Consider the following 13459-nt stretch of genomic DNA (forward strand, 5'->3'; position numbering starts at 1 on the left):
GCCGCTCGTGCGTCCGCCGCTCAGTGCGCTGCCGACTCCCAGTCCGGGCCCACGCCCACCGAGACATCCAGCGGGGCCCGCAGGGACACGGCCGAGGACATCTCGTGGCGGACGATCTCCTCGACCGCCGCGCGCTCGCCCGGGGACACCTCCAGCACGATTTCGTCGTGGACCTGGAGCAGCAGCCGGGAGGAGAGTTCCGCCTGCCTCAGCGCCCGGTCGACCTTGAGCATCGCGACCTTGACGATGTCCGCCGCGGTGCCCTGGATCGGCGCGTTGAGCGCCATCCGCTCGGCCGCCTCACGGCGCTGCCGGTTGTCGCTGTTGAGGTCGGGGAGGTAGCGGCGACGGCCGAGCATCGTCGCCGTGTAGCCCGTGGCCCGCGCCTCGTCGACAGCGCGGCGCAGATAGTCCCGCACCCCGCCGAACCGCTCGAAGTAGGTGTCCATCAGCACCCGGGCCTCGGCCGGCTCGATGCTCAGCTGCTGCGAGAGTCCGAACGCGGAGAGCCCGTAGGCCAGGCCGTACGACATCGCCTTGATCTTGCGGCGCATCTCCGCGTCGACCGCGGAGCGCTCGACGCCGAACACCTGGGAGGCGACGGTCGTGTGCAGGTCCTCGCCCGAGGTGAAGGCGTCGATCAGGCCCTCGTCCTCGGACAGATGCGCCATCACCCGCAGTTCGATCTGGCTGTAGTCGGCGGTCATCAGCGACTCGAAGCCCTCGCCGACGACGAAGCCCCGGCGGATGGCGCGGCCCTCGTCCGTGCGCACCGGCACGTTCTGCAGATTGGGGTCGGTGGAGGAGAGCCGGCCGGTGGCGGCGACCGTCTGGCTGAAGGTGGTGTGGATCCGGCCGTCGGCCGCGATCGTCTTGATCAGGCCCTCGACCGTGGAGCGCAGCCGGGCCTGCTCGCGGTGACGCAACATGATGACCGGCAGTTCGTGTTCGGTCTGCGAGGCCAGCCAGGCCAGCGCGTCCGCGTCCGTGGTGTAACCGGTCTTGGTCTTCTTCGTCTTGGGGAGGTTCAGCTCGCCGAAGAAGACCTCCTGCAGCTGCTTGGGCGAGCCGAGGTTGAACTCGTGGCCCACTGTGGCGTGCGCCTCCTTCACCGCCTGCTGCACGGCGCCGGCGAACTGCTGCTCCATCGCCTCCAGATGGGCATGGTCGGCGGCGATTCCGTGTCGCTCCATCCGGGCCAGCAGCACGGAGGTGGGCAGCTCCACGTCGTGCAGCAGCTCGGCCGCGCCGACCTCCGTCAGCTTCTCGCCGAAGGCTTCACCCAGATCGAGGACCGCACGGGCCTGCGCCATCAGGGCGTCGGCCTCGGCCTGTTCATCGGCGCCGAACGCCAGCTGTCCGTCGGCGGCCGCCGGGGCGAGCTCACGGTGCAGGTACTCGACGGAGAGCGCGTCCAGTGCGAAGGAGCGGCGGCCGGGCTTGACGAGATAGGCGGCGAGCGCGGTGTCCATGGTGACGCCCGCGATGTCCCAGCCGTGCTCGGGGAAGACCCGCAGCGCGTCCTTCACGCTGTGGACGACCTTCGGCCGGGCCGGGTCGGCGATCCAGGCGGCGAAGGCCTGCTCGTCGGCCTCGTCCAGTGTGGTGGTGTCGAACCAGGCGGCGGCTCCGTCCGCCCCGGCGAGCGCGATCTCGCTGACGTTGCCGACGCCCAGGGCCCAGGTGGCGACCGTGGCCACGCCGAGCTGCTGTCCGCCGTGCCGTTCCAGCCAGGGCGCCAGCTCGCCCGCACCCAGCACGGTGCCGTCCAGCTCGACCCCGGCGGCCGGGGCAGGCGGCTCGTCCTCCTGTGCGCCCGGGTCGACGGCGAGCAGCCGCTCGCGCAGGCTCGGGTTACGGATCTCCAGGACCTCCAGGAACCCCTTCAGCGCCGACCTGTCGTACGGCGCGCGCTCCAGGTCCGTGATCGACCTGGGCAGCTCCACGTCCCGCACGAGCTCGGTCAGATGCCGGTTGAGCTTGACGGACTCCAGATGGTCCCGCAGCGCCTGCCCGACCTTCCCCTTGACCTCGTCCGCGCGCTCGACCAGCTCGGCGAACGACCCGAACTGGGTGATCCACTTCGTGGCCGTCTTCTCCCCGACGCCGGGGATGCCCGGCAGGTTGTCGGACGGGTCACCGCGCAGGGCGGCGAAGTCCGGGTACTGCTGCGGGGTCAGCCCGTACTTCTCCTCGACCTTCTCGGGGGTGAAGCGGGTCAGCTCGGAGACGCCCTTGGTCGGGTACAGCACGGTGGTGTGCTCGCTGACCAGCTGGAAGGAGTCCCGGTCGCCGGTGACGATCAGCACCTCGAACCCGGCGGCCTCGGCCTGGGTGGCGAGGGTGGCGATGACGTCGTCCGCCTCGAAGCCGTCCACCGCGAACCGCACCGCGTTCATGGTGTCCAGCAGCTCGCCGATCAGCTCGACCTGCCCCTTGAACTCGTCCGGGGTCGCGGAGCGGTTCGCCTTGTACTCGGGGAAGTCCTGCGAGCGCCAGGTCTTGCGGGAGACGTCGAAGGCGACCGCGAAATGCGTGGGCGACTCGTCGCGCAGCGTGTTCGCCAGCATCGACGCGAAGCCGTAGACGGCGTTCGTCGGCTGGCCCCCCGCGGTCGTGAAGTTCTCCGCGGGCAGCGCGAAGAACGCCCGGTACGCCAGGGAGTGCCCGTCCATGAGGAGCAGGCGCGGTCGGTTGTCTGCGGTCTTCTTCGATGCTGTCTCGGCCACGTCCCCGATCCTGCCACGTGCCACTGACAATCCCGACCGGTCCGCCCGCCCATGGGCACCGTCCGCGGTGCGTGACAGGATCGGCGATGTACAGCAGGAGACGACGCTCAAAGGAGAGCGCGATGGCGAGCAAGCCGCCCGCAGGGGATCCGGCCCAGGACGCACCCCAGGTCACGGCCCCGCAGCAGGCGGCGGCGGGCCTGCATGCCCTCGGGCACACGCTGCGCATCGCCCAGCAGCAGATGGGCCTGCGCCGCACCGCGCAGACCCTGCTGCAGGTCAACCAGAAGAACGGCTTCGACTGCCCCGGGTGCGCCTGGCCCGAGGGCGACAAACGCCATGTCGCGGAGTTCTGCGAGAACGGCGCGAAGGCGGTGGCCGAGGAGGCGACCCTGCGCCGGGTCACCCCCGACTTCTTCGCCGCGCACACGGTCGCGGACCTCGCCACGCGCAGCGGGTACTGGCTGGGCCAGCAGGGCCGGATCACACAGCCGATGTATCTGGCGCAGGACGCGGAGAGGTACGAGGCGGTCACCTGGGAGCGCGCCTTCGCGGTGATCGCCGAGGAACTGGGTGCCCTCTCCTCCCCCGACGAGGCGCTGTTCTACACCTCGGGACGTACGAGCAACGAGGCGGCGTTCCTGCTCCAGCTGTTCGCCCGGGAGTTCGGCACCAACAATCTTCCCGACTGCTCCAACATGTGCCACGAGTCGTCCGGCTCGGCGCTGGTCGAGACGATCGGCATCGGCAAGGGCAGCGTCTCGCTGGAGGATCTGCACCAGGCGGACCTGATCATCGTGGCCGGGCAGAACCCGGGCACGAACCACCCCCGGATGCTGTCCGCCCTGGAGAAGGCCAAGGCCTCGGGCGCCAGGATCATCTCGGTCAATCCATTGCCCGAGGCGGGGCTGGAGCGGTTCAAGAACCCGCAGACCCCGCTCGGCATGATCAAGGGCGTGGCGCTGAACGATCTGTTCCTGCAGATCCGTATCGGCGGAGACCAGGCGCTGTTCCGGCTGCTCAACAAGCTGATCATCGACACGCCGGGCGCGGTGGACGAGGAGTTCGTCCGCGAGTACACCCATGGGTACGAGGAGTTCACGGCAGCGGCACGGGCCGCCGACTGGGACGAGACGCTCGCCGCGACGGGCCTGGACCGGGCCGGGATCGAAAAGGCCCTGGCCATGGTGCTCGGGTCCGAGCGCACCATCGTGTGCTGGGCGATGGGGCTGACCCAGCACAAGCACGCGGTGCCGACCATCCGCGAAGTGGTCAACTTCCTGTTGCTGCGCGGCAGCATCGGCCGCACCGGCGCCGGCGTCTGTCCGGTGCGCGGGCATTCGAACGTGCAGGGCGACCGGACCATGGGCATCTTCGAGCGGCCCGCGCCCGCCTTCCTGGACGCGCTGGAGAAGGAGTTCGGCTTCGCCCCGCCGCGTCATCACGGACTCGACGTGGTCAGGTCCATCGAGGCGCTGCGCGACGGCCGCGCGAAGGTCTTCTTCGCCATGGGCGGCAATTTCGTGAGCGCGTCCCCTGACACCGCGGTCACCGAGGCCGCGATGCGCCGGGCACGGCTGACCGTCCATGTCTCGACGAAGCTGAACCGCTCGCACGCCGTCACCGGCCGGCGTGCGCTGATCCTGCCGACGCTGGGCCGCACCGACAAGGACGTGCAGGCCGGCGGCCGGCAGGTGGTGACCGTCGAGGACTCGATGGGCATGGTGCACGCCTCCCGTGGCAACCTCACGCCCGCGAGCCCCCATCTGCTCTCGGAGCCCGCGATCGTGGCACGGATGGCGCGTGCCGTGCTCGGGCCCGCGTCGCCGACCCCGTGGGAGGACTTCGAGAAGGACTACGGCACGATCCGTGACCGGATCGCCCGGGTGGTCCCCGGCTTCGAGGACTTCAATGCGAAGATCGCCAGGCCCGGCGGCTTCACGCTGCCGCACGCGCCGCGTGACGAGCGCCGTTTCCCGACCGCCACCGGCAAGGCCAACTTCACGGCGGCCCCCGTCGAGTTCCCCGAGGTCCCGGCGGGCCGGCTGCTGCTGCAGACGATGCGCTCGCACGACCAGTACAACACCACGATCTACGGCCTCGACGACCGGTACCGGGGCATCAAGGGCGGCCGCCGGGTGGTGCTGGTGAACCCGGACGACGCGCGGGAGCTCGGCCTCACGGACGGTTCGTACACCGATCTGGTCAGTGAGTGGAACGACGCTGTGGAGCGGCGTGCACCCGGGTTCCGGGTGGTGCACTACCCCACCGCGCGGGGCTGTGCGGCGGCGTACTACCCCGAGACCAATGTGCTGGTGCCGCTGGAGTCCACGGCCGACACCAGCAACACCCCGGCGAGCAAGTCGGTCGTGGTGCGGTTCGAGCAGGCGACGAGCACATGACGGCCCGGGGAACGACCCCTCCCGTCTAAGCGTTCGCTCAGGCATCTGATATGACGGTGCACACAGCACTTACCGCAGGAGATCGGAGCCGGGCCCATGGGCGAGCAGACCACCGTGAAGTTCCCTCAAGAGGTCATCGACGAGTACGCCACGCTCGGAGTGGACCTGCCCGCGCTCTTCTCCGCCGGCACGCTCGGCGAACGCATGGGCGTGCAGATCCTCGAGGCCGCCGCGGACCGGGTCGTCGGCACCATGCCCGTCGAGGGCAACACCCAGCCGTACGGACTGCTGCACGGCGGTGCCTCGGCCGTTCTCGCCGAGACCCTCGGGTCGATCGGCTCGATGATGCACGGCGGCCCGCACAAGGTCGCCGTCGGCGTGGACCTCAACTGCACACACCACCGGGGCGTGCGCTCCGGCACGGTCACCGGTGTCGCGACGCCGGTGCACCGCGGCCGTTCCACCGCCACGTACGAGATCGTCATCACCGACGAGCAGGACAAGCGGGTCTGCACGGCACGGCTGACCTGCCTGCTGCGCGACGTCCAGGGCTAGAGGACAGGGCTGGAGGACAGGGGTGGTCCGGATGGGCGGGCCACCGTGTCCACCTGGGCGGTGGTGCTCGGCACCAGACGCGCCGGCGCCCGGTCACCGGCGCATGCACGAACTGATCCGCCTCTGCGCGGACGAACGGGCCACGCCCGGCGGCCTGTTGCAGCCGCGCCCCCAGCCGGCGGGCGCATACTGGGCCGCTGTTGCGGATCAGGCCGGATCAGCGAGCGGGGTCCGGTGCCCAAGGCACCTCCCGTGCCCGAGGGGCTACAGGGGGACCCAGGGCACGGCGAGCCCCGGCAGGATCCGAAAGAGAGGCCCTGGGGCCGTCAGAGCTCCAGGGCGTACGTCAGCAGCCTCAGGCCGGGAACGGGCTCCCAGTCCCGCTCGGGGGTCCGGACGAAGCCCAGACGGCCATAGATCCGGTGCGCGGCATGCATGCTGCCCTGCGTCGAAAGCACCAGCCGCACGCACCCCGGCGTGACCCGCGCCCGCTCGACACAGGTGCGCACCAGCGCCTCCCCCGCACCACGGCCGCGCGCCCTCCCACTGACCGCGAGCATCCGGAACTCCGCCTCACCGGGACCCGCGATATCGGCCAACGGGCCGCCGTCCGGCACGAACGCGACCCCGCCGAGCAGCCCGCCCCGCTCATCGGCCGCGACAAACACCTCCGCCCCCGCGGCCCGCCCCGCGGCGTCCCGCAGCACCGACAGATACGGATCGTCCTCGCCGAGGTCCAGCAGGCCGCCCTCCAGATAGGCCTGCGCGGTCAGCTCACCGAGCTCGGCGTACTCCTCGGGCTCGACTCTCCTGATCGTGATGTCCATGTCTGGCAGTGTGCAACACGGACGCACACACACCACAGCGGGGCCGGGAAGCCTGTGGCTCCCCGGCCCCGCCGCTCGGTCAACCGGTCCGTCAGGCCGCGCCCTCACCCAGGTAGGCCGCGCGGATACGGGTGTCGGAGAGCAACTCGCCCGCCGGTCCCGACATCGCGACCGCACCCGTCTCCAGGACGTACCCACGGTTCGCCAGACCCAGTGCCTGCGTGGCGTTCTGCTCCACCAGCAGCACCGTCGTGCCCTGCTTGTTGATCTCCTCGATGATGTCGAAGATCTGCTGCACGATCAGCGGGGCCAGACCCATCGACGGCTCGTCGAGCAACAGCAGCTCCGGCCTGCCCATCAGGGCACGGCCGATCGCCAGCATCTGCTGCTCACCGCCCGACAGCGTGCCCGCCTGCTGCGAACGCCGCTCCGCCAGCCGCGGGAAGAGGGTGAACGCCCGGTCCAGGTCGGCGGAGTCCACCGACGTGAACTTGTACGCGCCCATCTCCAGGTTCTCGCGCACCGTCATCGTCGAGAAGACCCGCCGGCCCTCGGGCACATGCCCGATGCCGAACTGCACCAGCTCGTGCGACTTGATGCCGTCGATGCGCTCACCGCGCAGCAGCACCTCGCCGTGGCGCGGCTGGAGCATGCCCGAGATCGTGCGCAGCGTCGTCGTCTTGCCGGCGCCGTTGCCGCCGAGCAGGGCGACGATCTCGCCCTTGCGTACCGTCAGGTCGATGCCCTTCAGCGCCTCGATGGCGCCGTAGAACACCCGCATACCCTTCAGTTCGAGCAGCGTCTCCTCGGACGACCCGGGCGTGCCGGTGTCCTTCTGCAGCTCAGTCGTGGTGCTCACTTGCCGCTCTCCTCGTCCGCAGACTGGTCCGACGCCTCGTCCGACGCCTCGCCGGTGGACGCAACCTCCGACGCCTCGCCGTCCGAGGCATCGTCCGCCTCGTCCGCCGAGTCGTCCGAAGACTCCTCCGACTCCTCGTCCGGCGCCGACCGCTGCTCCGCAATAACGGCCTGAACCGCCTCGGCGTCCTCCGCCGACGCACCCAGGTACGCCTCGATCACCGCCGGGTGCTGCTGCACCTCGCTCGGCGTCCCCTCGGCGATCTTCTTGCCGAAGTTGAGCACCATCACCCGGTCCGCCACCGACATCACCAGACGCATGTCGTGCTCGATGAGCAGCACGCTGACACCCAGCTCAGTGTTGATACGGCGGATCAGCTGCTCCAGCTCCAGCTTCTCCGTCGGGTTGGTGCCGGCCGCCGGCTCGTCCAGCAGGAGCACCTGCGGGTCGGTGGCCAGCGCCCGGGCGATCTCCAGACTGCGCTGGTCGCCGTAGGAGAGGCTGCCCGCGATCTCGTTGAGCTTGTCCTGCAGCCCCACGAACTTCAGCAGCCGGTGCGCCCGCTCGTCACTGAGACGCTCCGCCTTACGCGCGTTCGGCAGCCCCAGCATGATCGACACCGGTCCGGCCTTCAGCCGGGTCTCGGCCGCGATCTTCACGTTCTCCAGCGCCGTCAACGCGCCGAACAACCGGATGTTCTGGAACGTACGCGCCAGCCCGAGCCGGTTGACGATGTGCGGCTTGCTGCCCAGCAGCGACTTCTCACCGCCGTCCTTGGGCCGGAAGACGACCCGGCCCTCCTGCGGGGTGTACGCGCCCGTGAGCGAGTTGAACAGCGAGGTCTTGCCCGCGCCGTTCGGCCCGATCACCGCGAGGATCTCGCCGCGCCGCATGTTGAGGTTCACATGGTCGAGGCAGGTCAGACCGCCGAACCTCAGCGTCACGTCCGAGGCCTGCAGCACCAGTTCGCCGCCGTCCGCCGCGGGCTTCGCAGCCGCGGGGCTCTTCACGTCGGTGGTCATCAGAACTTGCCTCCCGCCGGCTCGGTCATCGCATCCGCGTCACCGATGCCCTCTTCCGCCATCTTCAGCTCACGCTGCCTTCGGCGAGAAGGCCAGAGACCCTGCGGCCGGTAGATCATCATGACCACGAGCAGCGCGCCCAGGTACATGTACCGGTCCGACGGGTCCACCCAGTCCTTGAGCGCCTCCGGCAGCCACACCAGGATCGCCGTGCCCGCCAGCACGCCCGGGATCGAGCCCATGCCACCGAAGATGACGTACGCCAGGATCAGGATCGACTGCAGCAGCGGGAAGACCTCGGGGTTGATGTACCCGTACTTACTGGTGAAGATCACGCCCGCGACACCGGAGGTCGAGGCTCCGATGGCGAACGCCATCAGCTTGAACTGCACCGTGTTGACGCCGTTGGCAGCGGCCGCGATCTCGTCCTCACGGATCGCCGTCCAGGCGCGCCCGACCCTCGAGTGCTCGAGGCGCGAGAACAGGATGATCACCAGGACGATGAAGAAGACCAGCAGATACCAGTACGGCAGCGGCTTGATCGACCACTTGTAGTCGATGCCCGCGAAGTCGATCGAGAAGTCGGGGATCAGCCGGGCGCCCTGCGGGCCGCCGGTGATTCCGTCCGCGTTCTTCGCGACCAGGTAGATGATCTCGTGGAAGCCGAGCGTCACGATCGCCAGATAGTCGCCCCGCAGCCGAAGCGTCGGAGCACCCAGCAGCAGACCACAGATCAGGCAGGTGATGACCGCCACCGGGATGACCCAGAAGTTGTTCAGCACCACCGGCGGCTCGATGGGCAGCCGGCCCGTCCAGTACGCCGTCGAGTACGCACCCACCGCGAAGAAGGCGAAGAACCCGAGGTCCAGCAGACCGGCCCAGCCGATCACCACGTTCAGGCCGATCGCCAGCAGCGCGAAGATCGCGATCTGGTCGACCAGAACCGTCTGCCAGGTCCGTGCCAGACCCGACGGAATGACCAGGACCAGGATCAGGACGACAGCCAGCACGCCCCAGCGCAGCCGCTTGTCGGTCTGGAACCGCGCCCGCAGGGAGCCCACCGGACCGGCGGCCGTACTCTGCTTCGCCGAGGTCTTCGCCTTCGACGCAACGCCCTTGATCGACTCGGCCGCGAACTCGCGCAGCGCCCAGATGCCGACCGTGATGGCCAGGCAGACCCACAGATTCGGACCGGTGAAGGTCGACTCGATGGAGAAGAACACGTCACGGGTGTTGCCCTGCTCACCCGTCACCAGGGCCAGCAGCACACCCAGCGCGATCATCGCCCACAGGCGGGAGAAGCGCTCCGACTGATACCAGGCCGTACGGCGGAGCTTGCTCGCCGCAGACGGCGTCAGGTTCTTGGAAGTCTCAACAGTGCTCATGCCGCCCTCCCCACTCGCTCACCGAGGATGCCCATCGGGCGGAACATCAGCACCAGGATCAGGACCACCATGGCCGAGACGCTGCGCCACTCGTCACCGAGCAGCGGCACCGTCATCGTCTCCACGATGCCGATCAGGATGCCACCGAACATCGCACCGCGGATGTTGCCGATACCGCCGACGACGGCGGCGGCGAACGCGGTGATGCCGGGAATGAAGCCCATCGTGTACGACACCTGGTTCAGGTTGGCGAACAGGAAGCCCGCCACACCGCCCATGACACCGCCGATGATGAAGGTGCGGGAGATGACCTTGTCGATGTTCACACCCATCAGGCCGGCGACCTCGGCGTCCTGCGCCACCGCGCGGATGCCCTTGCCGAGCTTGGTGCGGTTCACCAGCAGGTCGAGCGCGATCATCATCACCACGGCGGTCGCGAACTGCAGCATCTGCGTGATGTTCACGCCGGCGCCGAAGATCGTGAACACCTCGTGGTTGTCGTACATCTCGGGCAGCGGCAGCGGGTCACGCCCGAACAGCTTGCCGGCCAGGTTGTACAGGAAGAACGAGGCGCCGATCGCGGTGATCAGGAAGATCAGCCGCGGTGCACCGCGTCTGCGTAGTGGTCGGTACGCGACCTTCTCCAGGCCGTACGCCGTGACGCCGCCGAACAACGCCGACCCCGCCATCGCGAGAGCGACGAAGCCGATGGAGGCCAGGGCGGACGGGTTGTCCCCCGGATTGATGAGCTGAAGGACGATGAGGCTGCCGTAGGCGCCGAGCATGAACACCTCGCTGTGCGCGAAGTTGATCAGCTGCAGCACACCGTAGACCAGGGTGTAGCCGATGGCGATGACGGCATACAGCGAGCCGAGCATCACCCCTAGGACGAGATAGTCCCAGAATTCCTGAAGGGACATGGAGCAGACTTCCTTGTGGGAGCTGAGCAAGCCGCTGCGCTCGTGGCGACGAGGGCGGTTTGCGGGCGGAACTTTCGAATCAGTACGAGCTGAGGCGCTCTATTTCGCGGTCGGGGGCCGGGAGATCTGCTGCCTCCCGGCCCCCAGTCGCATGGCGTCAGCCACTCAAGCCTCGGACTCAGCCGATCAGCTCGTTGACGTTGCCCTGGTACCCGATCTTGCCGCCCTTGACCTGGTACAGGTACACGTCCGTGCCCTTGAACTCACCGTTCTCGTCGAAGGAGAAGGTCTTCGTCAGACCCTTGTACGTCGCCTTCGCCAGAGCGTCACGCAGGGCCTCACGCTGGACATCGCCCTTCATACCCTTGACCTGGTCAATGATCATGTTGGTGATGTCGTACGCCTCGGCGGAGTACGTACCGGGGGCCCGGCCGAACTCCTTCTCGTAGTCCGCGGCGAACTTCTTGGTGCCGGCCTCGACAGTGGCGTCGGTGCACGGGCAGGTCAGGAACCAGTTCTCGGACGCGTCACCCGCGAGCTCGATGAACTTCGAGTCGTTGGAACCGTCACCCGAGATGCCCGCACCCTTGTAGCCCGCGTCCTTCAGCTTCTTCGCGAACGGCGCGAGGTCCTGGTAGTAGCCGGCGTAGACCAGAGCGTCGGCCTTGGAGTTGACGACGTCCTTCGCGGTCGCGCTGTAGTCCGGCGTCTTCTGCGGGACGGACTTCTTGACGACCGTGATGCCGGCGTCCTTCAGGCCCTTCTCGGCAACGCCGGCCAGGCCCACGCCGTAGTCGGTCTTGTCGTCGATCAGGTAGACCTTCTTCGCCTTCAGCTTCTTGGCGTAGTAGGTCGCCATCGCGGCGCCCTGCATGTTGTCGTTGGGGACACCACGCAGGAAGCTCGTGAAGCCGTTCGCCTTGTCCGTCAGCAGCGGGTTCGTGGCCGACGGCGAAACCGTCACCAGACCCGACTCGGCGTACAGCGGCGACGCGGTGTTCGTCGGACCGGAGAACGCGGGACCGACAACCGCGACGACGCTCTCGTCGTCAATGACCTTCTGCGCGGCGGCCGTTGCCTTGTCCGGCAGACCCTGGTCGTCCGCAGCGACGTACTCGAGCTTGAAGTCGAGGTCACCCTTGGCGTTCGCCTGGTCGATGGCGAGCTTCACGCCGTTCTGCATGTTCTCGCCCAGTGCGACGTTGTCGCCGGAGAGCGGGCCCTGGAAAGCAATCTTGAGGGCGTCGCCGCCACTGCCGGAGTCACTGCCGCAGCCGGTCAATGCCATGGCACCAACTGCCAGCGGAATGGCCAGCTTGACGATGGTCTTGTTCAGCACTTCGAACCCCTTGGAGCCGCCCGAACGATCCTGTCTGTGAGGGAACTTCTTTATCCCTTCACAGGACACCGCTTGTCCGTGCGGTGTGCGGGGAATGTAATCGCGGGTTTGGGCGCACCGATAGGTGACCGCCCGATGTGTGATCGCCCTGTGACCTCAGTCATGCGCCGGAAACAGAACACTCCTTACCGGCGAGCGGACATGTCAGTCGCGATACACAACTTCGCGACAACTCACACATGATCTTCATGACTGCCAGGGACGGCGGCTCTGAAGGATGCCGGCCTCGACGAGAAGTTCCCTGCTCAGCGGGCTGACGGGGCCCATGGCGGCCATGCGGCGACCAGCGCCACCGCCATCGGAATTCGGCCGGAACCAGCCCCCTCCGCACCCCTGGCCCCCTGAGCTTCACCCCCGATTGTCTCAGCGAAACGCAGCGACACCCGCCTGCCCGATGCCACGACCCGGCGTCGCGGCATCACCACGCTCTAGGGCACACACCGTGAACATGGTGCCACAGACCGTCCATGTCGTGTGCGCGTCACTGTGCGCCGGGCGGCCTCCGGCCGCACCGGCAACGAACCCCGCCGCACCCCCACGCCTCGCACGCGAGCAGCACAGAGCCCCCGGTCACCACCCCGCTCCCCGAGCGGACCTGGACCGAGGGCTCTGTTCGACGCCCGCGCCACGGGACCACTACTGCCCCTTGGCCGCCTTCTTCTCCTCGTCGTCCTCGATGACCGCCTCCGCGACCTGCTGCATCGACAGCCGCCGGTCCATCGACGTCTTCTGGATCCACCGGAACGCGGCCGGCTCGCTCAGCCCGTACTGCGTCTGCAGAATGCTCTTCGCCCGGTCCACGAGCTTGCGCGTCTCCAGCCGCTGCGAAAGGTCCGCGACCTCCTGCTCCAGCGCCTTGAGCTCGGTGAACCGGGACACGGCCATCTCGATGGCCGGCACCACGTCGCTCTTGCTGAACGGCTTCACCAGATACGCCATGGCCCCGGCATCCCGCGCCCGCTCGACCAGATCACGCTGCGAGAAGGCGGTCAGCATCAGGACCGGCGCGATGGACTCCTCGGAGATCTTCTCGGCCGCGGAAATCCCGTCGAGGACGGGCATCTTCACGTCCAGAATGACCAGATCCGGCCGGTGCTCCCGCGCCAGCTCCACGGCCCGCTGCCCGTCACCGGCCTCACCGACGACGGCGTACCCCTCTTCCTCGAGCATCTCTTTGAGATCGAGCCGGATGAGAGCCTCGTCCTCGGCGATGACGACCCGGGTCGTCAACGGCGGTACGTGTGACTTGTCGTCATCGGCGGTGGGCTGGGGCGACTCGGGGGCGGTCACGGGGGGCTCCTCGGTGCGGGGCAGGTCACTGCTCTAATGAGCCTACCTAGCTGAAGGCGCCGACCTTCACC

General features: G+C 68.4%; 10 protein-coding genes. 2 read left to right on the plus strand and 8 right to left on the minus strand.

Annotation, left to right across the window (positions count from 1 at the left end; translation table 11 throughout):
- Positions 1-20 precede the first annotated feature (20 nt).
- Positions 21-2729, minus strand: coding sequence for a DNA polymerase I (gene polA, locus ACFYWI_RS05875; protein ID WP_389225715.1), 2709 nt, complete (start codon positions 2727-2729; stop codon positions 21-23).
- A 122-nt stretch (positions 2730-2851) separates the two neighbouring features.
- Between polA and ACFYWI_RS05880 the strand changes: the two genes are divergently transcribed.
- On the plus strand, positions 2852-5131 hold the full coding sequence (locus ACFYWI_RS05880) for an FdhF/YdeP family oxidoreductase (protein WP_389225718.1): 2280 nt from the start codon (positions 2852-2854) through the stop codon (positions 5129-5131).
- A 96-nt stretch (positions 5132-5227) separates the two neighbouring features.
- Entirely contained in the window at positions 5228-5686 is a 459-nt protein-coding gene (locus ACFYWI_RS05885) for a PaaI family thioesterase (protein WP_389225721.1), read from the plus strand.
- Positions 5687-6012: 326 nt separating this feature from the next.
- On the opposite strand, the gene ACFYWI_RS05890 is transcribed toward ACFYWI_RS05885, so the two are convergent.
- From ACFYWI_RS05890 to ACFYWI_RS05920, 7 genes are all read right to left on the minus strand, one after another.
- Complete coding sequence (locus ACFYWI_RS05890; protein WP_389225724.1) at positions 6013-6513, minus strand: GNAT family N-acetyltransferase; 501 nt, start codon at positions 6511-6513, stop codon at positions 6013-6015.
- Between the two features lie 91 nt (positions 6514-6604).
- Entirely contained in the window at positions 6605-7294 is a 690-nt protein-coding gene (locus ACFYWI_RS05895; protein ID WP_389226297.1) for an ABC transporter ATP-binding protein, read from the minus strand.
- A 74-nt stretch (positions 7295-7368) separates the two neighbouring features.
- A complete protein-coding gene (locus tag ACFYWI_RS05900) occupies positions 7369-8394 on the minus strand; it encodes an ABC transporter ATP-binding protein (protein WP_389225727.1) in 1026 nt (341 codons plus the stop codon).
- Positions 8394-9779 (minus strand): branched-chain amino acid ABC transporter permease, encoded by a 1386-nt coding sequence (locus ACFYWI_RS05905; protein ID WP_389225730.1) that lies wholly within the window; start codon positions 9777-9779, stop codon positions 8394-8396. The genes ACFYWI_RS05900 and ACFYWI_RS05905 overlap by 1 nt, the downstream gene beginning before the upstream one ends.
- Complete coding sequence (locus tag ACFYWI_RS05910) at positions 9776-10699, minus strand: branched-chain amino acid ABC transporter permease (protein ID WP_389225733.1); 924 nt, start codon at positions 10697-10699, stop codon at positions 9776-9778. The genes ACFYWI_RS05905 and ACFYWI_RS05910 overlap by 4 nt, the downstream gene beginning before the upstream one ends.
- A gap of 178 nt (positions 10700-10877) precedes the next feature.
- Positions 10878-12038 carry a branched-chain amino acid ABC transporter substrate-binding protein gene (locus ACFYWI_RS05915; protein ID WP_389225736.1) on the minus strand — a complete coding sequence of 387 codons (1161 nt, stop codon included), beginning with the start codon at positions 12036-12038 and terminating at the stop codon, positions 10878-10880.
- Between the two features lie 696 nt (positions 12039-12734).
- Positions 12735-13388 (minus strand): ANTAR domain-containing response regulator, encoded by a 654-nt coding sequence (locus tag ACFYWI_RS05920; RefSeq protein ID WP_389225739.1) that lies wholly within the window; start codon positions 13386-13388, stop codon positions 12735-12737.
- Positions 13389-13459 lie beyond the last annotated feature (71 nt).

The sequence above is a fragment of the Streptomyces sp. NPDC002889 genome (assembly GCF_042888425.1).
Classification (GTDB): domain Bacteria; phylum Actinomycetota; class Actinomycetes; order Streptomycetales; family Streptomycetaceae; genus Streptomyces.

Excerpts from the sequence above, each read along its gene's own strand:
- ACFYWI_RS05905 (WP_389225730.1), bottom strand. The coding sequence starts at position 9,779 with ATGAGCACTGTTGAGACTTCCAAGAACCTGACGCCGTCTGCGGCGAGC.
- ACFYWI_RS05895 (WP_389226297.1), bottom strand. The coding sequence starts at position 7,294 with ATGCGGGTGTTCTACGGCGCCATCGAGGCGCTGAAGGGCATCGACCTG.
- ACFYWI_RS05910 (WP_389225733.1), bottom strand. The coding sequence starts at position 10,699 with ATGTCCCTTCAGGAATTCTGGGACTATCTCGTCCTAGGGGTGATGCTC.
- ACFYWI_RS05890 (WP_389225724.1), bottom strand. The coding sequence starts at position 6,513 with ATGGACATCACGATCAGGAGAGTCGAGCCCGAGGAGTACGCCGAGCTC.
- ACFYWI_RS05900 (WP_389225727.1), bottom strand. The coding sequence starts at position 8,394 with ATGACCACCGACGTGAAGAGCCCCGCGGCTGCGAAGCCCGCGGCGGAC.
- ACFYWI_RS05880 (WP_389225718.1), top strand. The coding sequence starts at position 2,852 with ATGGCGAGCAAGCCGCCCGCAGGGGATCCGGCCCAGGACGCACCCCAG.
- ACFYWI_RS05885 (WP_389225721.1), top strand. The coding sequence starts at position 5,228 with ATGGGCGAGCAGACCACCGTGAAGTTCCCTCAAGAGGTCATCGACGAG.